This window comes from Variovorax sp. RKNM96 (assembly GCF_017161115.1).
In the GTDB taxonomy this organism is placed as follows: domain Bacteria; phylum Pseudomonadota; class Gammaproteobacteria; order Burkholderiales; family Burkholderiaceae_C; genus Variovorax.
Map to the genome: position 1 here is coordinate 6,398,433 of NZ_CP046508.1, position 19,266 is coordinate 6,417,698.

Consider the following 19,266-nt stretch of genomic DNA (forward strand, 5'->3'; position numbering starts at 1 on the left):
TTGTCTTGCTCCTTCCCCTTCCGGGGGAAGGTTGGGATGGGGGCAAGCGGCGTTTGTCAGGCGCTATGCCTCATCGATTGCCGCGAGCCCCCACCCCTGCCCTCCCCCGGAAGGGGAGGGAGAAAAACAGCTTACGCAGTTTCCGCGAACAGCTCGCGACCGATCAGCATGCGGCGGATTTCGCTCGTCCCCGCGCCGATCTCGTACAGCTTGGCATCGCGCCACAGCCGCTCGACCGGAAAGTCCTTGGTGTATCCCACGCCGCCCAGCGCCTGGATCGCCTCGCCGGCCATCCACGTCGCCTTCTCGGCCGAATAGAGGATCGCGCCGGCCGCGTCCTTGCGGAAGGTGCGCGCATGGTCGTTGCGGTCGCAGGCCTTGCCCACGGCGTACACGTAGGCGCGCGTGGCCTGCCAGGTCGAATACATGTCCGCGAGCTTGCCCTGCATCAGCTGGAACTCGCCGATGCTCTGGCCGAACTGCTTGCGCTCGTGGATGAAAGGCAGCACCGCGTCCATGCACGCGGCCATGATGCCCAGCGGGCCGCCCGAGAGCACGGCGCGCTCGTAATCGAGGCCGCTCATCAGCACCTTGGCGCCCATGCCTTCACCACCGAGCACGTTCTCTTCAGGCACTTCGCAGTTGTCGAAGAACAGCGGATACGTGTTGGAGCCGCGCATGCCGAGCTTGTCGAGCTTGGTGCCCGCGGAGAAGCCCTTGAAGTCCTTCTCGACGATGAAGGCCGTCATGCCGCGCGCGCCCATCTCGGGTTCGGTCTTGGCGTAGATGACCAGCGTGTCGGCATCGCCGCCGTTGGTGATCCACATCTTGCCGCCGTTGAGCACGTAGTAGCCGTTCTTCTTCTCGGCCTTGAGCTTCATGCTCACCACGTCGGAGCCGGCGTTGGGCTCGCTCATGGCCAATGCGCCCACGTGCTCGCCGCTCACCAGCTTGGGCAGGTACTTCTTCTTCTGCGCGTCGCTGCCGTTGCGATGGATCTGGTTCACGCACAGGTTGGAGTGCGCGCCGTACGACAGGCCCACCGAGGCCGAGGCGCGCGAGACTTCTTCCATGGCCACGATGTGCGCCAGGTAGCCCAGCTCGGTGCCGCCGAACTCTTCCTTCACCGTCATCCCGTGCAGGCCGAGCTCGCCGAGCTTCTGCCAGAGGTCGTGCGGGAACAGGTTGTCGCGGTCGATGTCGGCGGCGCGGGGGGCGATTTCATTCGCGGCGAAGTCCTGGATGGCGCTGCGCAGCGAGTCGATGTCCTCGCCCAGGTCGAAGTTCAGGCCGGGATCGTGCATGTGTCTTGTCTCCTCTGAGGGGTCGGCGCGCAGGGCAGCCCACGCGGAATGGCGCTTGGAAGAAACGCAGCTTACGCCTCGCCGCGCCGCAATTGGCGCCACAATGGTTGCAAATTGCGCCACGACTTTCGCCATCGACCATGACATCGCCCGCCTTCCTGAAGCCCGCCCGCGCCGTGACGCCCATGGCCTTCGTGAGAGCCATCGCGAAGGGCTACGAGCGCTACGAAAAGGACCCGGCCGAGGCCCTGAAGGCGGCACAGATCACGCCGCGCGAACTGGCCCGGCCCGGCGCGCGGGTGACGGCGGCGCAGTTCGAGGCGCTGTCGGAACACGCCATGCAGGAGCTCGACGACGAGGCCCTCGGCTGGTTCTCGCGGCGCCTGCCCTGGGGCAGCTACGGCATGCTGTGCCGCGCCTCGCTGACCTCGCCCGACCTGGGCGTGGCCATCAAGCGCTGGTGCCGCCATCACCGTCTGCTGACCGAAGACATCGGCCTCGCGCTCGAAGTGGCGGGCGGCGTGGCCACGCTGCGCATCACCGAGAACCGCCCGCTGGACGAGGCTTTCCGCGAGTTCTGCCTGGTGACCAGCCTGCGCTTCATGCACGGCTACATGTGCTGGGCCATCGATTCGCGCATCTCACTGCGCAGCGCCAGCTTTCCGTTCGCTGCGCCGCCGCACCGCGACGCCTATGCGCCGATGTTCACGCCCGAGGTGCGCTTCGACGCGCCGCAGGCCTCTATCAGTTTCGACGAGCGCTACCTCGCCCTGCCGCTGCAGCGCGACGAGCGCGCACTGCGCACCATGCTCAAGCGCGCGCTGCCGCTCACCATCCTGCAGTACCGCCGCGACCGTCTGCTGGGCCAGCGCGTGCGGGAGCTGCTGCGCTCACGCGCCGCCGAGGCCACCACGGCGGAGGCACTCGCAACGCTGCTGAACGTTTCAGGCCGCACGCTGCACCGGCAGTTGCACGAGGAAGGCACCTCGCTGCAGACGCTGAAGAACGAAGTGCGCCATGAACTGGCGGTGGAGCAGTTGCGCCGCACCAGCCGCCCGATCAAGCAGGTCGCGCTGACGGTGGGGTTTCGCAACGAGAAGAGTTTTTCGCGCGCGTTCCTGCAGTGGACCGGGCATGCGCCGCGGGACTTCCGGCAGCAGGGCTTGTAGCGGCAGAGGCCTCAGGCCGGCTGCGCGATCTTCGCCAGCGCATCCGCGATCGACTGGCTGTCTTCCGGCCGCACGAGCTTCGCGACTTCCTTGCCATCACGCATGAACACCAGCGTGGGCCAGAGCCGCACGTTGAACGATCGGCCCAGCGGGCGGCCGCTGCCGTCCTCGACCTTGATGCGCGGGATGTCCGGGTACTTGGCGAAGGCCTCGGCGATGTTCGGCTGCGCGGCCTTACAGATGCCGCACCAGTTGGTGCCGAACTCGACCACGGCAGGGCCGGTGCGTGCGTCGATCTCGGCGCGGTCGGGTTGTTCTGTCTTGTATTCGGAGGTCATGGGCTGTTGTTCCTGTGGCTCGGAATGGATGCTCTTCATTCCACCAGAAACTCAGGCCGCCTGCAGGCGATAACCCGAAAGCAGCGCAGGCAGTTCGGTCATGTCGCTGAAGACCTTCGCCACGCCCACGCTCAGCAGCGGACCGGGGCCGCTGTGGCCCGATTCGCCCGTGCTGTAACCGAACACCGTGGCACCCGCAGCCACGCCGGCCATCGCGCCGGTGACCGTGTCCTCGACGATGGCGCAGCGTTTCGGATCGACGCCCAGCGCCTCGGCGGCGGCGAGGTACACGTCCGGATGTGGTTTGGAGCGCGGCATTTCGTGGCCGCTGAAGATGCGCCCTTCGAAGCAGTCGAGCAGGCCGACCTTGGCCAGTTGCAGCTCGACCTTGTGGCGGTCGGCGCCCGAGGCGCAGGCGATGCGGCCCTTGAGCAGGGCGTGGATCTGGCGGATGGCCGCAGGGGCGTTGGGGATCGCGGTGAGGTCGCGTTCGAGCGCTTCGTTGCGTCTGGCCCTGAAGGTCTTCAGCCACTCGGGGGTGATGGCGAAACCGGTCTTCGATTCGATGAGAGGCGCTTCGTCCTTCACGGCCTTGCCGGTGAAGGTGTTCATCGCTTCTTCGGTGGTGAGATGCCAGCCGAGTTCGCCGAGCATTTCGGCGAGGACGCGGTTGGTGATGGGTTCGGAGTCGACCAGGACGCCGTCGCAGTCGAAGAGGACTGCGGCGAAGGGGAATGGGGTCATGTGTTTGTTCGTTGGTTTACTTGCTTGCTTTGGACGATGGTAGCAACTGGGGTTTTCTTTTTCCCGGGGCCGGGTCTCGGCCCGGCGGCCGACTTACTTTCTTTTGCTTCGCCAAAAGAACGTAAGCAAAGAAAAGGCGACCCTGCTGTCTGCGTCCCTCCGCTTCGCTGCGGGCAATCTGCGGTGCTCACGTTTCGCGGGGTCTCGCCCAAACTCGCTTCGCTCAAACAAGGGCGAGCCCTGATCCGCGAAACGCTCCGCTCCTCGGCGCATACAGAAGGGATTTGGGGACCAGCAGGCCATCGCTGCGCTCGGCCTCAATGCTTTTCGGGCCTTTGCTTTGCTCGGCCACGGTGCCCTCACCCCAACCCTCTCCCAAAGGGAGAGGGAGCCAATCCAAGCTCAAGCCGAGCAAAGCGATGGCCCGTCGGTCTCCAAAGCCCTTCTGGCTGCGCCGAGGAGCGCAGCGTTTCGCGGATCAGGGCTCGCAGCTGTTTGAGCGAAGCGAGTTCTGCGAGACCCCGCGAAACGCGAGCACCGCAGGTTGCCCGTAGCGAAGCGCAGGGACGCAGACAGCAGGGTCGCCTTTCTTTTGCCTACTTTTCTTTGGCGAAGCAAAGAAAAGTAGGTCGCCCGCCGGGGCGAGACCCGGCCTCGGAAAGCAAACCTTACGACACGGCCCGAATAGGAATGTAGATCTCGCCGCCGCCAGCCATGAACTCCTTGGACTTCTCCTCCATTCCCTCGGCCATGGCTTCGGCCTCGGCCACGCCCTTCTTCGCCGCGTACTCCCGCACCTCCTGCGTGATCTTCATCGAGCAGAACTTCGGCCCGCACATCGAGCAGAAGTGCGCCACCTTGCTCGAATCCTTCGGCAACGTCTCGTCATGGAATTCACGCGCGGTGTCGGGGTCCAGGCCCAGGTTGAACTGGTCCTGCCAACGGAATTCGAACCGCGCCTTGCTCAGCGCGTCATCACGCGAGCGCGCCCCCGGATGCCCCTTCGCAACATCCGCAGCATGCGCCGCGATCTTGTAAGCAATGATCCCTTGCTTCACATCATCGCGATCGGGCAACCCAAGGTGCTCCTTCGGCGTCACATAGCAGAGCATCGCCGTGCCAGCCCACCCGATCATCGCGGCCCCGATGGCGCTCGAGATGTGGTCGTACCCCGGCGCGATGTCGATCGTCAGCGGCCCGAGCGTGTAGAACGGCGCCTCGTGGCAATGCTTGAGTTGCTCATCCATGTTCGCCTGGATCATGTGCATCGGCACGTGCCCCGGCCCTTCGATCATGGTCTGCACGTCATGCTTCCAAGCGATCTGCGTGAGCTCGCCCAGCGTGCGCAGCTCGGCGAACTGCGCCTCGTCGTTCGCATCGGCGCCCGAGCCCGGACGCAGGCCATCGCCCAGCGAGAAGCTCACGTCATACGCCTTCATGATGTCGCAGATGTCCTCGAAGCGCTCGTACAGAAAGCTCTCCTTGTGGTGCGCGATGCACCACTTGGCCATGATCGAGCCGCCGCGCGAGACGATGCCCGTCATGCGATCGGCCGTGAGGTGAATGAACGGCAGCCGCACGCCCGCATGGATGGTGAAGTAGTCGATGCCCTGCTCGGCCTGCTCGATCAGCGTGTCGCGGAAGATCTCCCAGGTCAGGTCTTCAGCCACGCCGCCCACCTTCTCCAGCGCTTGATAAATCGGCACCGTGCCGATGGGCACGGGCGAGTTGCGCACGATCCAGTCGCGCGTGGTGTGGATGTTCTTGCCGGTCGACAGGTCCATCACGTTGTCCGCGCCCCAGCGGATCGCCCACACGAGTTTCTCGACCTCTTCCTCGATGCTCGAGGTGACGGCCGAGTTGCCGATGTTGGCGTTGATCTTCACCTTGAAGTTGCGGCCGATGGCCATCGGCTCGACTTCGGGGTGGTTGATGTTGGCCGGAATGATCGCGCGGCCGCGGGCCACTTCATCCCGCACGAACTCGGGCGTGATGATGCGCGGAATGCTCGCACCCATCGGGTTGCCGGCCACGCGCTTCGCACGCTCCTCGTTGGCAAGGTATTCGGCCATCCATTCGCGCTTGCCGTTCTCGCGCAGGGCCACGTACTCCATCTCGGGCGTGACGATGCCGCGGCGCGCGTAGTGCATCTGCGTGACGTTGGCGCCCGACTTCGCGCGGCGCGGCGTGCGCTGTAGCGCCGAGGCGCCGGCGCGCAGTTCGGCCAGGCGCTGGGCATCGTGGTCGTGCGCGTGCTTCAGGCCCTCGTCGAGCGCCTGGTGCGAGCGGCCTTCATAGCTTTCGGTGTCGTTGCGCTCGGAGATCCACGCACCGCGCACGCCGGGCAGGCCGCGGCGCACGTCGATGTCGACCTTGGCATCGGTGTACGGGCCCGAGGTGTCGTAGAGCGAGACCGTCTCGCCGTTGGTCAGCAGCACGTCGCGCACCGGCACGTTCAGATCGGGCCGGCTGCCCGGGATCAGGCACTTGTGGGATGCGGGAAAGGGCTCGCGCGTGAGCGAGAGCAAAGAGGTGAACTTGTCGGGGGCATTCATCGGGGCACTCCTTGTTGAGGGAAAGGGTGCTCCGCAATCGCTCTGTGGACTTGGGGCCGTCACGGAAGGTGGGTGACGGGACCTCGGTCAGGGAGTGCAGCTCTTCTTACGCCGGTATGACCCGGATCAAGTTCGCGGGTCGGCAGCTTTGCCATCTCAGCACACCACGTGTGTGCACCCCGGAGCGAGGCCGATTGTGCGAGCCCCGGCCCGGCGCGTCAACCTGTCAGGCGAGCGGCTGCTGCAGATCGCCGTCCAGGTAATACCAGCGGTCGCCCTCGCGCACGAAGCGGCTGCGCTCGTGCAGGCGGGTGGCAATGCCCGTGCTGCTGCGCTGGCGCGCGACGAATTCGACCTCGGCATGGTCGGCATCGAGCACCGAGCGCGAGCGGATGTCCAGCCCGAGCCATTTGACGCCCGGCTCGAACGCGATCGATGCCGGCCGCTTCGACACATGCCAGGTGGCCAGCAGGTACTCGGCGCGTTCCAGCACGAAGGCCGAATAGCGCGAGCGCATCAGCGATTCGGCGTCGGGGGCGGGCGTGTTCTCGAAATCGTCGAGATAGCGGCCACAGCACAGGGCGTAGCCGATGGGCTTGTCGCGGCGGTCGGTGCGGCCGCAGGGACAGGGTCCGGTGGTGGGATCGATGGCGCTCATGAAGACCGCTATTGGAACACCTCGCGGCGATCCCTCCGATGGGGCAACCCCGGAGCCGGGTGAAGCTAGCCGACGCGGCTCGCAGCGATGGCGTCCTGCAGCGCCCGCGCATCGGCCGGCTTGTAGATCAGCGCATAGCCCGCGCGCTCGACTTCCACCCGGTTGGCATGGGCGGTTTCGCCGGTCAGGATGACCACGTTGCGCGCCTTGCCCACCGCCTGCAGCGCCTGCGCGGCCGCCAGCCCCGAGAGGCCGCTGCCCAGGCGCAGGTCGCTCAGCATCAGGTCGAACACGCCCCCGTGCTGCAGCGCCTCGCGCGGATTGCTGGCCAGTGCCACCTCGTGGCCCCAGCCCGAGAGCAGCGAGCGCATCGCCTCGCGCACGGGCTGCTCGTCGTCCAGCACCAGGATGCGAATCGCGGCGGTCGCCTGACCGGCTGCCGGCTCGGCCTCCGGCACGGCGGGAGGGGCGATCGCCCCCTCCAGCACCAGCGAAAAGGTGCTGCCCCGGCCGGGCGCGGAGCGCACTTCGATGCGCGAGCCCATCACCTGCGCCATGCCCGCCACCAGCGACAGGCCCAGCCCAAGGCCGCGGCTGCGGTCGCGGCCGGGGTTGTCGACCTGGAAGAACTCCTCGAACACCTGCTCCCGATGCTGCGCCTCGATGCCCACGCCCGAGTCGCGCACCTCGATGCGCCAGGCCGGCACGCCGTTCGCCGGGCGCTGCACCCGCCGCGCGAGCACGAAAACCGTGCCCGAAGGCGTGTACTTGATGGCGTTGTCGACGAGGTTCCCCAGCACGCGCGCAAGCATGCGCACATCGGCCCGCACCACCGCCTCGGTCGGGCGGATGCGCAGTGCGAGCCCCTTGGCTTCGGCCAGCGCTGCGAAGCGCCCGTCGAGCGACTTGAACAATGCATCCAGACGCAGGGGCTCCAGCCGCACCGGCGCCACGCCGCCATCGAGCTGCGCGATGTCCAGCAGCGCGTCGATGGAGCCGCGCAGCGCATCCACGCTGTCGCGCATGAAGCGAAGGTTGTCGGCGCTGGGTGTGCTGCGCGTGTCGAGCGCGTCCACGAAGATCGCCAGCGCATGCATCGGCTGGCGCAGGTCGTGGTTGGCTGCAGCGAAGATGCGTGCGCGCTGCGCGGCCATTTGCGCCACATGGTCGAGCTGGCGCGACAGGGCCTCGGCCAGGCGCGCGTTCTCGAAGCCGTTCTCGATGGAGCGCACGATCAGCCGGTTCTGCTTGCGCGCATAGTGCAGCGACGCCAGCAGCTGCGACACCGCCAGGCAGCCCATGATCACCGGCACGCTGCCCGGCTCCAGCACCAGCCGCAGCGCCAGGCTCAGGAACACCGGGACGCCGAAGCACATCGCGGCCAGCCACCACTGCGCGAGCGCGGCGATGATCACGCCGGTGGTGCCGCTCACGAAGAAGTACATCAAGAGGATGTACGCGAGGTCGCCGTGCGGAAAGAAGAGCCACGGCGCCAGCGCCCACACCAGCCCCGGGAACAGCATGCGCAGCTCCAGCTGGCGGCGCGTGCGGGCGGCCGATGCGACATCGATGGCCGCCGGGTCCACCCGGTGCAGGTGGCGGTGCATGTTCCACTGCATCGCGTGCACCAGCACGGCCCACACCAGCGTGCCGCGATTGCCGGTCAGCACGAGGAACAGGCCCCAGAACACCGCGGCGATCATGGCCGCCGAGAGCGGCGTGTCGCGCGTGTCGACGATGTAGGCGCGCGCGAGGCTTTGGTCGACCAGCGGGTTGGGGTTGGGCGCCTCGACCCAGTAGCCGCGCAGCCGCTGCCACGGGGAAGCGGACGGAGGCGTTTCGGGCGCAGGAGAAGGAGTCGGACTCGAAGACATGGGCGTGCAGCCCGCGATTCTGCGCGCTCCCCGTGACGGCACCGGGGCATCCACCCTTGGCGCGGCGCTTGCTAAACGTTAGCCTTACATGCGACAACCAGAGCGAGGCGGCGATGTACCTGACAGGCTCCGAACAGCAGGCACTGCGCGGCGTTTTCACGCTGCTGGCGCAGGAGCGCGGCGAAAGCGACATCCGCGAACGCCTGGGCTGGGCGCTGCTCGACCTGCTGCATGCGGACCAGTTCGCCTCGTTCGTGTGGAATGCCGAGAGCGGCCGCTTCGACGGCCGCGTGGCGCTCAACATGGACCCCGTCAACCTCGACCGCTACGGCGAATGGCACCAGCATCACGACCCGATCACCTTCGTGCTGCAGTCGCACCGCCGCGCCACGCGCGTGACCGACGTGATGCCGCAGCGCGCGCTGATGCGCACGGAATTCTTCACCGACTTTCTCTCGCGCGACGGGCTGCACTGGGGAATGAACCTGCATGCCTTCGAGGGCAACCGCGCACTGGGCGATCTGCGCATCTGGCGGCGCAAAGGGCGCGGTGATTTCGGCGACCACGAGAAGGGGCTGCTCGACCTGATCGAGCCCGCGTTCGTCGGGGCGTTGCAGCGTGCACAGCGCACGGCGGCTGCAGTGCCGATGCCTGCCGATACTTCATGGAATGCATTGAGCGCGCGCGAGCAGGAGGTCGCACGCGCCGTGTGCGAGGGCCTGACCGACAAGGAGATCGCGCGGCGCATGGCGGTGAGCGTGCCGACGGTGCGTACCTACCTGCGCCGCATCTTCGACAAGCTCGGCATCGAGCGCCGGTCGGCGCTGGCGGGTCTCGCCAAGCGCTGACCCGGCAGGGTCGCCTTACTTCGCCTTGGGCGCGGGCAGGCGACCCAGCACGCCCTCCACCGCGATGCCGACGGCGAGCAGCTTGCGGTCGCTGCCGGCCGGTCCGTCGAGCTCCAACCCGATGGGCAATCCGCTGGTCGCACCCAGGCCCGAAGGCAGTTGCACACCCGGAATGCCGGCGTTGCTGCCGGGATCCGTGTTCTGGATCAGCGCGCCGAAATTCTCGGGGCTGCTGGCTTCGGGCGCGGCGGCCAGCGCCACGCGCGCCACCGTCGGGAACACGAGCGCATCGAGCTTGTTCTTCGCGAAGGTGTCGCGGTAGAGCTTCTGCAATGCAGGCCGCGCAACGCGCATCGCGTTGTCGTAGGCCGGCTTCGCATCGACAGTGCCGTTCGGCGCGGGTAGCTTCCGCGGGATGACGAAGGCCTCGAAGGTGCCCTTGACGTCGGGGCTGGCGATGCCCGCGGTGAGCTGCGCGATGTCGATGCCGGTGCGGTACTTCGCAAGGTAGGCGACCATGTCGTCGTGCGCCTCGTACAGCGCGACCGGGAAGCCGATGGCACCGTTGAGTTCCATGAGCTTGGGCATCTCCACATCCACCAGCGTGACGCCCGCTGCGCGCAACTTGGCGAGCGCGGCATCGGTGGCGGCGCGCGTGTCCGCATCGAGGTTCGCGTGGAAGGCCGGCACCACGCCGAGCCGCACGCGCTTGAGGTCGGCGGGCTTCACCGGCGCGCCGCCCGCGATCACTCGGTCAAGCAGCGCGACATCGGCCATCGACTGCGCCATCGGCCCTGCCGTGTCGCGTGTGTGCGAGATCGGCGCGATGCCCTGCTGCGAATATCGCCCCATGCTCGGACGCAGCGAAGCGCAGCCGTTGAATGCGCACGGAATACGCACCGAGCCGCCCGTGTCGGTGCCCAGCGCTGCGGGCGCCATGCGCGCGCCGAGCGCCGCGCCATTGCCCGACGACGATCCGCCCGCGATGCGGCTCGCGTCGTAGGCGTTGCGCACGCCGACCTCGGGGCCGCTCTGGAACGCGGGGTTGTAGCCCGTGACGCCGAAGGCCAGCTCATGCATGTTCGTCTTGCCGAGGATCACCGCGCCGGCCGCGCGCAGCTTCGCGACCACGGGCGCATCGGCGGCCGGCACGAAGCCCTTGAGCGCGGGCGAGCCGGCCGTGGCGGGCAGGCCCTGCACCTGGATGTTGTCCTTGATGACCACCGGCAGGCCGGCCAGCGGCTTGCAGGCGCCGCCGCGCTTTCGCTGCGCATCCGCGGCGCGCGCGGCCTTCAGCGCGCCGGCCTCGTCGAGCGTGACGAAGGCGTTGAGGTTCGCCTTGGCCTTGGCTTGCGCGAGGTAGGCCGTCACCAGCTGCTCGCTGGTCACCGTGCCGGCACAGAGTTGCTGCACGGCGTCGCTTGCGGTCAGCGTGGCGATGTCCGGGGCGACGGGCTGCTGCGCTTGTGCGGATGCACCGAGGCACAACAAGGCCGCGGCGAAGGAAACGGGTTTGGAAATGGACATGGCGAAGACCTCCGACAAAGAGATCGCCATGCTGCGCCGCCAGCCTGCTCCTGTCTGTCATCGAAACCGATGACACGGGATGAACGCCCTACCGAAACATCACCCACTCGGGCCGCATGTTGAAACGCACCGGGAGGATGCTCACGCCCAGCCCGCTCGTCACGTACATGCGCTTGCCCTTGTGCGCGATCCAGCCATAGGCCCACTCGCGCGGCGCGCGGCCCGGCACCACCAGCGCGCCGTAGCCCGGCACGCTGATCTGCCCGCCATGCGTGTGCGAAGCGACCACCAGCCCCTGCGTGCGCGGCATGGTCGCGAAGCTGAAGGGGTCGTGCATCATGACCAGCGTGGCAGCGCCCTTGGGTACGCCGGCCAGCGCCTTGTCCACCTCCGAATGGCCGGTCGAGTCGTCGCCGATGCCGACCACCCAGATGTCATGCCCCGACAGGCGCACCGAGGCGTTCTCCAGCACGCGGATGCCCTGCGCGGACAAGGCCTTCGTCGTGCGTTCGCCGTCGTGCCACCAGTCATGGTTGCCGAGCACCGCATACACGCCCTGCGGCGCCTTCAGGCGGCCGAGCACGGCGGCCATGTCCTCGATGGAAAACGCCTCGTCGTCGCCCGAGCCCGCGAGAAAGTCGCCGGGCAGCAGGATCACGTCGGGCTGCGCCGCATTGATCTCTTCGACGATGCGCGCGGCGCGCTCCGCGCTGGTGACACGCCATGCCGAGCGCGTGGTGAGGTGCCAGTCGCCCGCCATCGCCACCTTGAGGCCGGCCGGCGGCTGCCACTGCGCCGAGCCCAGCGGCTCGATGCGCGCTGCGACCCAGCGCGGTTCGATGACGAAGCCCCAGACCGCCAGCGCGGCGAGCACGAGTGCGGCGGCGATCCGGCCCCAGGGGCGTCTTCGGGGCGCGATCAAGGCCGCTTCAATTCCGGATAGATCGTCATCAGCTGCATGGCCACGCCGTTGGTCCAACCGAAGCCGTCCTGCAGGACGTATTCGCCGCCGCCGGCCTCGCCGCTGTTGTCGATCACGTTGTATTTCTCGACCAGCTTGCCGCTGCTGCCGTAGACCTGCTGCACCTTGCCCATCCAGCGCGTTGCGATGTCGCGCGCGAGCGCATCCTGGCCATAGCGCCTGAGACCGTCCACAGCGACCCATTGCAGCGGCGCCCAGCCGTTGGGCGCATCCCATTGCTGGTCAGTGAGGATCGGCGTCGTCACCAGGCCATAGGGCTTCACCAGTTGCTTGCCCGTCCAATCGGCCACGCGCGCCGCCTGCGCGGGTTCCGCAAGGCCGACGAACAACGGGTACAGCGTGGCGGCGCCCGGACGGTCGGTGGGCTGCTGCTTGATCCATTGGAAGTCCACATAGTGGCCATCAGCCTCGTTCCACAGGTACTTCTGCACCGCCGCACGGCGGCGTTCGGCACGCTGCGTGAAATCACTGGTGCACGCGGTGTCCTGCACGCGCTCGCAGCCCAGGCGGATCGCGTTCTCCATGCCATACAGCAGGCTGTTCAGATCGACCGGCACGACCGCGGTGGTCTCGATGGTGGCCAGCGTCTTGCCATCGGCGAACCAGCGGCTGCTGAAGTCCCATCCGCTCTCCGCGGCCGCGCGCACGTCGCGATAGACCTCCGCGGCGGGACGGCTGCTCTTCTTTGCCAGCGCAACATCTTCCGCGTACGACTCGTCGCGCGGCACGGCGCGGTCGTCGTAGTAGCGGTTGAGAACGCTGCCATCGGCCAGCGCCACCACGCGGCGGTGCGCAGTGCCGGGCTTGAGGCCGTTCGCGCCCTCCATCCAGAACGCGTATTCACGCTGGAGTTGCGGCAGGTAGCGTGCATAGGCAGCGGCTTCGTCCTGCGTGGACAACAGGCCCACCATCTTGAAATAGAACGGCGGCTGCGAGCGGCTCAGGTAGTAGCTGCGATTGCCGTTCGGGATGTGACCGTAGCGATCGATCAGGCTCGCGAAGTTGCCGACCATGTCGCGCAGCGAACCGGGCTTGCCGTTCTGCAGCAGACCCAGCATGGTGAAGTACGAATCCCAGTAGTACACCTCACGAAAGCGCCCGCCAGGCACCACATAAGGCCCGGGCAGCGGCAACAGCGAAGAGCCCGCGGCCGGCTTGTGCGGCTGCTGCGTCAGGTGCGGCCAGAGGCTCGCGATGTGCTGCGCGAGCGACTGCGAACGATCGCTCACGTAGGTGTCGGCGTTGTCCTGCGGCACATCGAAGTGCCGCTTCAGGAAGCTCGAGAGATCGAAACCGGGCCGGTCCTTTTCGCGCCGGTATTGCGCGGCGATGGCGGCAGGCGAAGTCTTCGGAACGGCGTCGACGAAAGTCTTACCGTCCTTGAAAACCTGCCCGAGCTGGACTGCAGCGAAGAGCTCCGGATACAGCTCGGAAGGCGGCGCCGGATAGGCTGAGGCAGGTTTGGCGGCGACGAGTACTTCGGCATTCGCGGGCGCGTTGAACGCACCGAATGCGAGGCTGGCTGCCACCGCGGCAGCCGCAACGATCGAGAAGCCCGGGCGACGATGCAGCGTGGCCGCGAATGCCTGAGTCATGTCAGTCTCCCCTTTGTTGGTTGGCGGAAACTCTACATGACGGGTGGCGATCAACGACCGTCACCCTGCCGCGAGGCGGGACTTCAAGCCAGTGCGCGTTGGATCAACAGCTTCTGGATGTCCGACGTGCCTTCGTAGATCTGACACACACGCACGTCGCGGTAGATGCGCTCGAGCGGAAAGTCGTTCACGTAGCCATAGCCACCCAGCGTCTGGATGGCGGCGCTGCACACGCGCTCGGCCATCTCGCTCGCGAACAGCTTGGCCATCGCCGCTTCCTTCAGGCAAGGCAGGCCCGCATCGCGAAGGCTCGCGGCGTGCCAGATCAGCTGGCGCGCGGCTTCGAGCTGCGTCGCGCATTCGGCGAGGCGAAAGCCCACCGCCTGCTGGTCGAAGATCGAGCCGCCGAAGGCCTGGCGCTCCTTCGCATAGGCCAGGGCCACGTCGAACGCGCTGCGCGCCATGCCCACGCTCTGCGCGGCGATGCCGATGCGGCCGCCTTCAAGCGCGCCGAGCGCAATCTTGTAGCCCTCGCCTTCGGCGCCGATGAGGTTTTCCGCGGGGATGCGGCAGGCGTCGAAGTTGATCTGCGCGGTGTCGCTGCTGTGCTGGCCGAGCTTGTCTTCCAGGCGGGCGACGGCGTAGCCGGGTGCGTCGGTGGGCACGATGAACGCGCTCATGCCGCGCTTGCCCGCGCCCTTGTCGGTCACCGCGATGACGATGGCGACCTGACCGTTCTTGCCGCTCGTGATGAACTGCTTGACGCCGTCGATCACGTAGCCGTCGCCGTCCTTGCGCGCGGTGGTGCGCAGGCTCGATGCATCGCTGCCGGCCTGCGGCTCGGTGAGGCAGAAGGCGCCAAGCATCCGGCCCTGCGCGAGCGGCTCGAGCCATTTCTTCTTCTGCTGCGCGTTGCCGTAGCGCATGAGGATCGCGTTGACAGGGCAGTTGGTCACGCTGATTGCGGTGCTTGTGCCGCCGTCGCCGGCCGCTATTTCTTCGAGCACCAGCGCGAGCGTGAGGTAGTCGAGACCCGCGCCGCCGTGCTCTTCAGGCACGCAGATGCCGTAGGCGCCCAGTGCCGCGAGACCCTGGTGCGCCTCCTTCGGGAAGCTGTGTTCACGGTCCCACTTGGGGGCGTTGGGCCAGAGTTCGGCTTGCGAGAAATCGCGCACCGCGTCGCGGATGGCTTCCTGGTCGGCACTGAGCAGCATGGTCGTGTCTCCTTGTTTTTCTTGTGTCGGCTTACTTGCCCGAGCCCAGGTCCATGATCAAGCGTGCGGCCATGTACAGGCGGCGCGGGATGCTGCTGATGTCCACGTACTCGGCCTTGTCGCTGTGATAACCGAAGCCCGGCAGGCCCAGGCTCTCGATCACCGGCTTGCCCGAGAGCGCGGCATAGGCCGCATCGGTGCCGCCGCCCGTGCGCTCTTCCACGCCGAGGTTGCCGCCGGCTTCCTTGTAGAAGGCCACGGCCTTGTCGACCAGCTTCTTGCCGCCTTCGCCCGCATTGAAGGCCGGACGGCCACGGGTGACCAGCACCTTGACGTCGGCCTCGGGCAGCTTCTTCTGCTGCGCCTTTTCTTCGAGCGTCTTCATCGCGGCCTCGAAGTCTTCGTTGCGCGCATAGCGCACATCGGCATTCAGCGTGGCGCTCGCCGGGATGATGTTCGACACGTTGCCGGCCTTGGCGATGGTCCAGTTGAAGCGCAGGTTCTTCGCCTTGTCGTCGATGCTCATCGTGCGCAGCACGAGGTCCGACGCCTCGACCAGGGCGTTGACGCCCAGCTCCGGCGCGGCGCCCGCATGCGAGGCCTTGCCGGTGATGTTGACCTGCACGTAGGCGATGCCCGAGGTGCCGAGCGAGAGCTTCTCGTCGCCCGCGACGGTGGGCTCGAACGAGAGCACGTAGTCGGCGAGCTTGGCTTCTTCTTGGATCAGGTCGCGCGAGCCAAAGGAGCCCTTCTCTTCGTCGGTGTTGAAGAGCACGGTGATGGTGCCGTAGTCGCGCACGCCGTAGTCCTTCAGGAGCTTGAGCGTGTGCAGGATGACCGCGTTGCCGCCCTTGTCGTCGGCGATGCCGGGGCCGTAGGCCTTGTCGCCTTCGATCTTGAACGGCGCCTTCGCGAGCGTGCCCTTCAGGTACACCGTGTCCATGTGCGAGAGCAGCAGCAGGTTCTTGCCGCCGCGGCCCTTGATCTTGCCGACGATGTTGTCGCCGACCACGATGCCGGCCGACTTGCTGCGGGTGACGGTGAAGCCCAGCGTCTTGAGTTCGCCTTCGAGGTAGTTGCCTGCGGCGGCAATGCCTTCGGCGTCGCCCGTGCCGGTCTCGATGTTGACGAGTTTTTCCAGCGTCTTGATGACCGCGGGCTGCTCATCGGTGGCAGCCTGGAACAGCACGTTGTCGCGCTTCTGCGCCCAGCTGGCGGCAGGTGCCAGGAAGGCGGTGGCCAGCAGGGCGGCCAGGGCGGTGCGGTGGATGGATGGGCGCATGAAATCTCCTGCTCTGAAGCAATGTATGAATATTGAAATGCCGGATGGCGAAAGCCGGCGCGTCCTCCCTCGGACGTCGCCGGCTCTTACTGCTTAAAGCAATTCGAGTGCCACGGCGGTGCCTTCGCCGCCGCCGATGCAGAGCGTCGCCACGCCGCGCTTCTTGCCGCGCGCCTTCAGCGCATGGATCAGCGTGACCATGATGCGCGCGCCGCTCGCGCCGATCGGGTGGCCCAGCGCGCAGGCGCCGCCGTTCACGTTGACGATGTCGTGCGACACGTCGAGTTCGTGCATCAGCGCCATCGGCACCACGGCGAAGGCTTCGTTCACTTCCCAAAGGTCGACGTCCTTCACGGTCCAGCCGGTCTTCTTGAACAGCTTGGCGACCGCGCCGACCGGTGCGGTGGAAAACCACTCGGGCTCCTGCGCATGCGTGGCGTGGCCGACGATGCGGGCGATGGGCTTGGCGCCGATCTTCTTCGCATGCGACTCGGTCATCATGACCAGCGCCGCGGCGCCGTCGTTGATCGACGAGCTCGATGCGGCGGTGATGGTGCCGTTTTCTTTCTTGAACGCGGGCTTGAGCGTGGGGATCTTGTCGAGCTTGACCTTGCCCGGGCCTTCGTCGATGGAGATCACGGTGTCGCCGCCGCGGCCCTTCACGGTGACCGGCGTGATCTCTTCCTTGAACGCACCCGACTCGGTTGCGGCCTTGGCGCGCTGCACGCTCGCGATCGCGAAGGCGTCCTGCTGCTCGCGGGTGAAGTTGTACTTGGCGGCGCAGTCCTCACCGAAGGTGCCCATCGAGCGGCCCGGCTGGTAGGCGTCTTCGAGGCCGTCGAGCATCATGTGGTCATAGATCTTGTCGTGGCCCATGCGGTAGCCGCCGCGCCCCTTGAGCATCAGGTAGGGCGCGTTGGTCATGCTCTCCATGCCGCCCGCGACGATAACTTCGTGCGTGCCGGCCAGCAGCAGGTCGTGCGCGAGCATCGCAGCCTTCATGGCCGAGCCGCACATCTTGCTGAGCGTGACCGCGCCCGCGCTGTCGGGCAGGCCGCCCTTGTAGGCCGCCTGGCGCGCCGGGGCCTGGCCCTGGCCGGCCATCAGGCAGTTGCCGAACAGCACCTCGCCCACGCTCTCGGGCGCGATGCCGGCGCGCTCGACGGCGGCCTTGATGGCTGCGCCGCCGAGGTCGTGCGCGGAGAGGGAAGAAAAGTCGCCTTGAAAGCCACCCATGGGGGTGCGGGCGGCGCCGACGATGACGATGGATTCGGACATGGTGGTCTCCTTCTTTGAATGCGAATGTGAAAGTGGAACGGTGGCTGCGGCCTGGGCCGCGGCCGGTCAGAAATGGGTCGCGTGCCCCTCGTGCTGGAAGCGTTGCGATTCTTCGTACGGGAACACATCGAGCATCTGCCCGGCCTGGATGCGTTCCTTGTGGTGCTGCCAGAAGGCAGCGTCGAGCAGGTCGGCGTGGTGCGCCATGAAGGCGGCGCGCACGTCCTGGTTGCCGAGCAGGAAGGGCTCGAAGGTCTCGGGGAACACGTCCTTCGGACCCACCGAGTACCAGACCTCGCCGCTCATCTCCTCTTCTTCGTTGCGCGGCGCGGGGACCTTGCGGAACTTGCAGTCGGTGATGTATTCGATCTCGTCGTAGTCGTAGAACACCACCTTGCCGCCGCGCGTGACGCCGAAGTTCTTCCACAGCATGTCGCCGGGAAAGATGTTGGCGGCGACCATGTCCTTGATGGCGTTGCCGTACTCGACCACCGCGTGCTCCAGTTGGTCCTTCGCGCGCTTTGCGTGGGCCGGGCTCTCGGGGTCGGCCAGCGTGTCGAAGGCTTCCTGCAGGTAGATGTTCAGCGGGATCATGCGGCGCTCGATGTAGACGTGCTTGACCACGACCTCCATCTCCCCGTTGCCGTCGCGGTCGCCGATCTCCAGCTGGCTGGGCGCGAACTTCTGGATCTCCTCGATCAGCTCGGGCTCGAAGCGGTCGAGCGGGAAACCCACGTCGCTGTACTCGAGCGTGTCGGCCATGCGGCCCACGCGATCGTGCTGCTTCACGAGCATGTACTTACCCTTGATCTGTTCGCGCGTGGTGTCCTTCTGCGGCGGATAGAAGTCCTTGATGACCTTGAACACGAACGGGAACGACGGCAGGTCGAACACCAGCATGACCATGCCCTTGATGCCGGGCGCGATGCGAAAGCGGTCGCTCGAATAATTGAGGTGCGAGAGAAAGTCGCGGTAGAACAGCGTCTTGCCCTGCTTGGCGAGGCCGAGTGCGTTGTAGATTTCGGCGCGGGGCTTCCTCGGCATGAGCGAACGCAGGAACTGCACCCAGGCCGAGGGCACTTCCATGTCGACCATGAAGTAGGCGCGCGCAAAGCTGAAGAGCATCTGCAGGTCGTCTTCGCCGAAGAGCGCCGCATCGATGTAGAACTTGCCGGTGCTGTCGTGCAGGATCGGCAGCGAGAACGGGATCTCGGTGAAGCCGTTCATGATTTTGCCGACCACGTACGCGCCCTTGTTCCGGAAGAAGAGGCCCGAGAGCACCTGCAGCTGGAAATTGGCGCGCAGCTTCACCTGGTGGAAGCGGTTCAGAATGACATGCGCCACGCGCTCGGCATCGCGCCGCTTGTTGGCATAGCTGCCCTGCAGCGCGAAGTCGTCAAGCATCTGCACGAGCGTGTCGGCCAGCGTGTCGTGCGCGGGGTAATACGGGCGGTAGGTCGGCGCGCCGCGCGGCTCGATGTACTCGGTGCTGATCGCGGGGCGAACGAAGATGAAGTCGTTCTGGAAATACGCGCGATGCAGGATCTTGGTGGTCACCGAGTTGAAGAAACTCTCGGCCAGTTCAGGCTGGTGATGGTCCACCAGCAGGCCGATGAAGTGCAGCTTGACCTGGTGCCACACCTCCATCGGCTGGTCGCCGGCCTTGAACTCTTTTTCGAGCCGGGCCACCGCCTCGTTCACTCGCAGGTCGTAGAACTCGATGCGCTCGCGCTGCGCCCGCTGCTGGCCATGCCAGTCGGCGGTCTCGAAACGGTGCTTGGCGCGCGCCGATTCAGCGCGGAACAACCGGTAGTGCCGGTTGAAGCCATCGATCATCGCCTTGGCGATGTCGTAGGCCAGCGGTGAATCGAGGCGCTGCGGGAACATGGGCCCGGCCG

At 66.7% G+C, this 19,266-nt stretch carries 15 protein-coding genes and 1 riboswitch; of the genes, 2 read left to right on the forward strand and 13 right to left on the reverse strand.

Features of this window, described 5'->3' with window-relative positions; all coding sequences use genetic code 11:
* Positions 1–131: 131 nt before the first annotated feature.
* Complete coding sequence (locus GNX71_RS29845) at positions 132–1,304, reverse strand: isovaleryl-CoA dehydrogenase (RefSeq protein ID WP_206175765.1); 1,173 nt, start codon at positions 1,302–1,304, stop codon at positions 132–134.
* Between the two features lie 140 nt (positions 1,305–1,444).
* Here GNX71_RS29845 and GNX71_RS29850 point away from each other — a divergent pair, with 140 nt between their 5' ends.
* The gene (locus GNX71_RS29850) at positions 1,445–2,473 is read left to right on the forward strand and encodes an AraC family transcriptional regulator (RefSeq protein WP_206175766.1); all 1,029 of its coding nucleotides are present in this window, start codon (positions 1,445–1,447) and stop codon (positions 2,471–2,473) included.
* Between the two features lie 11 nt (positions 2,474–2,484).
* Here the strand turns inward: GNX71_RS29850 and GNX71_RS29855 are convergent, their stop codons facing one another.
* The 5 genes from GNX71_RS29855 to GNX71_RS29875 form a co-directional block, all read right to left on the reverse strand.
* Positions 2,485–2,811 (reverse strand): thioredoxin family protein, encoded by a 327-nt coding sequence (locus tag GNX71_RS29855; RefSeq protein ID WP_206175767.1) that lies wholly within the window; start codon positions 2,809–2,811, stop codon positions 2,485–2,487.
* Between the two features lie 51 nt (positions 2,812–2,862).
* Positions 2,863–3,555, reverse strand: coding sequence for an HAD family phosphatase (locus GNX71_RS29860; protein WP_206175768.1), 693 nt, complete (start codon positions 3,553–3,555; stop codon positions 2,863–2,865).
* 668 nt (positions 3,556–4,223) lie between these two features.
* Positions 4,224–6,110, reverse strand: a complete 1,887-nt coding sequence (gene thiC / locus GNX71_RS29865; RefSeq protein WP_206175769.1) for a phosphomethylpyrimidine synthase ThiC — start codon at positions 6,108–6,110, stop codon at positions 4,224–4,226.
* A gap of 86 nt (positions 6,111–6,196) precedes the next feature.
* Positions 6,197–6,302: riboswitch (TPP riboswitch) on the reverse strand.
* Between the two features lie 34 nt (positions 6,303–6,336).
* Positions 6,337–6,768, reverse strand: coding sequence for a YchJ family metal-binding protein (locus tag GNX71_RS29870; RefSeq protein ID WP_206175771.1), 432 nt, complete (start codon positions 6,766–6,768; stop codon positions 6,337–6,339).
* A gap of 65 nt (positions 6,769–6,833) precedes the next feature.
* On the reverse strand, positions 6,834–8,642 hold the full coding sequence (locus GNX71_RS29875; RefSeq protein WP_206175773.1) for a hybrid sensor histidine kinase/response regulator: 1,809 nt from the start codon (positions 8,640–8,642) through the stop codon (positions 6,834–6,836).
* 113 nt (positions 8,643–8,755) lie between these two features.
* Here GNX71_RS29875 and GNX71_RS29880 point away from each other — a divergent pair, with 113 nt between their 5' ends.
* On the forward strand, positions 8,756–9,490 hold the full coding sequence (locus GNX71_RS29880; protein WP_206175774.1) for a LuxR C-terminal-related transcriptional regulator: 735 nt from the start codon (positions 8,756–8,758) through the stop codon (positions 9,488–9,490).
* A gap of 15 nt (positions 9,491–9,505) precedes the next feature.
* Here GNX71_RS29880 and iaaH read toward each other — a convergent pair whose 3' ends face one another.
* From iaaH to aceK, 7 genes are all read right to left on the reverse strand, one after another.
* Positions 9,506–11,017 (reverse strand): indoleacetamide hydrolase, encoded by a 1,512-nt coding sequence (gene iaaH, locus GNX71_RS29885; protein WP_206175775.1) that lies wholly within the window; start codon positions 11,015–11,017, stop codon positions 9,506–9,508.
* A gap of 88 nt (positions 11,018–11,105) precedes the next feature.
* On the reverse strand, positions 11,106–11,939 hold the full coding sequence (locus GNX71_RS29890; protein ID WP_206175776.1) for a metallophosphoesterase: 834 nt from the start codon (positions 11,937–11,939) through the stop codon (positions 11,106–11,108).
* Positions 11,936–13,594, reverse strand: a complete 1,659-nt coding sequence (gene treF, locus GNX71_RS29895; protein WP_206175777.1) for an alpha,alpha-trehalase TreF — start codon at positions 13,592–13,594, stop codon at positions 11,936–11,938. The genes GNX71_RS29890 and treF overlap by 4 nt, the downstream gene beginning before the upstream one ends.
* Before the next feature lie 83 nt (positions 13,595–13,677).
* Complete coding sequence (locus GNX71_RS29900; RefSeq protein ID WP_206175778.1) at positions 13,678–14,808, reverse strand: acyl-CoA dehydrogenase family protein; 1,131 nt, start codon at positions 14,806–14,808, stop codon at positions 13,678–13,680.
* 31 nt (positions 14,809–14,839) lie between these two features.
* Positions 14,840–16,090, reverse strand: coding sequence for a M20 family metallopeptidase (locus GNX71_RS29905; protein WP_206175779.1), 1,251 nt, complete (start codon positions 16,088–16,090; stop codon positions 14,840–14,842).
* A gap of 93 nt (positions 16,091–16,183) precedes the next feature.
* Positions 16,184–17,368, reverse strand: coding sequence for an acetyl-CoA C-acyltransferase (locus tag GNX71_RS29910; protein ID WP_206175780.1), 1,185 nt, complete (start codon positions 17,366–17,368; stop codon positions 16,184–16,186).
* 66 nt (positions 17,369–17,434) lie between these two features.
* A complete protein-coding gene (gene aceK / locus GNX71_RS29915) occupies positions 17,435–19,255 on the reverse strand; it encodes a bifunctional isocitrate dehydrogenase kinase/phosphatase (protein WP_206175781.1) in 1,821 nt (606 codons plus the stop codon).
* Positions 19,256–19,266: the final 11 nt, after the last annotated feature.

What these genes read in the sequence shown, in the direction of transcription:
- GNX71_RS29910 (WP_206175780.1), bottom strand. Translation starts at nt 17,368, where the DNA reads ATGTCCGAATCCATCGTCATCGTCGGCGCCGCCCGCACCCCCATGGGT.
- aceK (WP_206175781.1), bottom strand. Translation starts at nt 19,255, where the DNA reads ATGTTCCCGCAGCGCCTCGATTCACCGCTGGCCTACGACATCGCCAAG.
- thiC (WP_206175769.1), bottom strand. Translation starts at nt 6,110, where the DNA reads ATGAATGCCCCCGACAAGTTCACCTCTTTGCTCTCGCTCACGCGCGAG.
- GNX71_RS29870 (WP_206175771.1), bottom strand. Translation starts at nt 6,768, where the DNA reads ATGAGCGCCATCGATCCCACCACCGGACCCTGTCCCTGCGGCCGCACC.
- GNX71_RS29850 (WP_206175766.1), top strand. Translation starts at nt 1,445, where the DNA reads ATGACATCGCCCGCCTTCCTGAAGCCCGCCCGCGCCGTGACGCCCATG.
- iaaH (WP_206175775.1), bottom strand. Translation starts at nt 11,017, where the DNA reads ATGTCCATTTCCAAACCCGTTTCCTTCGCCGCGGCCTTGTTGTGCCTC.
- treF (WP_206175777.1), bottom strand. Translation starts at nt 13,594, where the DNA reads ATGACTCAGGCATTCGCGGCCACGCTGCATCGTCGCCCGGGCTTCTCG.
- GNX71_RS29880 (WP_206175774.1), top strand. Translation starts at nt 8,756, where the DNA reads ATGTACCTGACAGGCTCCGAACAGCAGGCACTGCGCGGCGTTTTCACG.
- GNX71_RS29905 (WP_206175779.1), bottom strand. Translation starts at nt 16,090, where the DNA reads ATGCGCCCATCCATCCACCGCACCGCCCTGGCCGCCCTGCTGGCCACC.
- GNX71_RS29900 (WP_206175778.1), bottom strand. Translation starts at nt 14,808, where the DNA reads ATGCTGCTCAGTGCCGACCAGGAAGCCATCCGCGACGCGGTGCGCGAT.
- GNX71_RS29855 (WP_206175767.1), bottom strand. Translation starts at nt 2,811, where the DNA reads ATGACCTCCGAATACAAGACAGAACAACCCGACCGCGCCGAGATCGAC.
- GNX71_RS29860 (WP_206175768.1), bottom strand. Translation starts at nt 3,555, where the DNA reads ATGACCCCATTCCCCTTCGCCGCAGTCCTCTTCGACTGCGACGGCGTC.
- GNX71_RS29875 (WP_206175773.1), bottom strand. Translation starts at nt 8,642, where the DNA reads ATGTCTTCGAGTCCGACTCCTTCTCCTGCGCCCGAAACGCCTCCGTCC.
- GNX71_RS29845 (WP_206175765.1), bottom strand. Translation starts at nt 1,304, where the DNA reads ATGCACGATCCCGGCCTGAACTTCGACCTGGGCGAGGACATCGACTCG.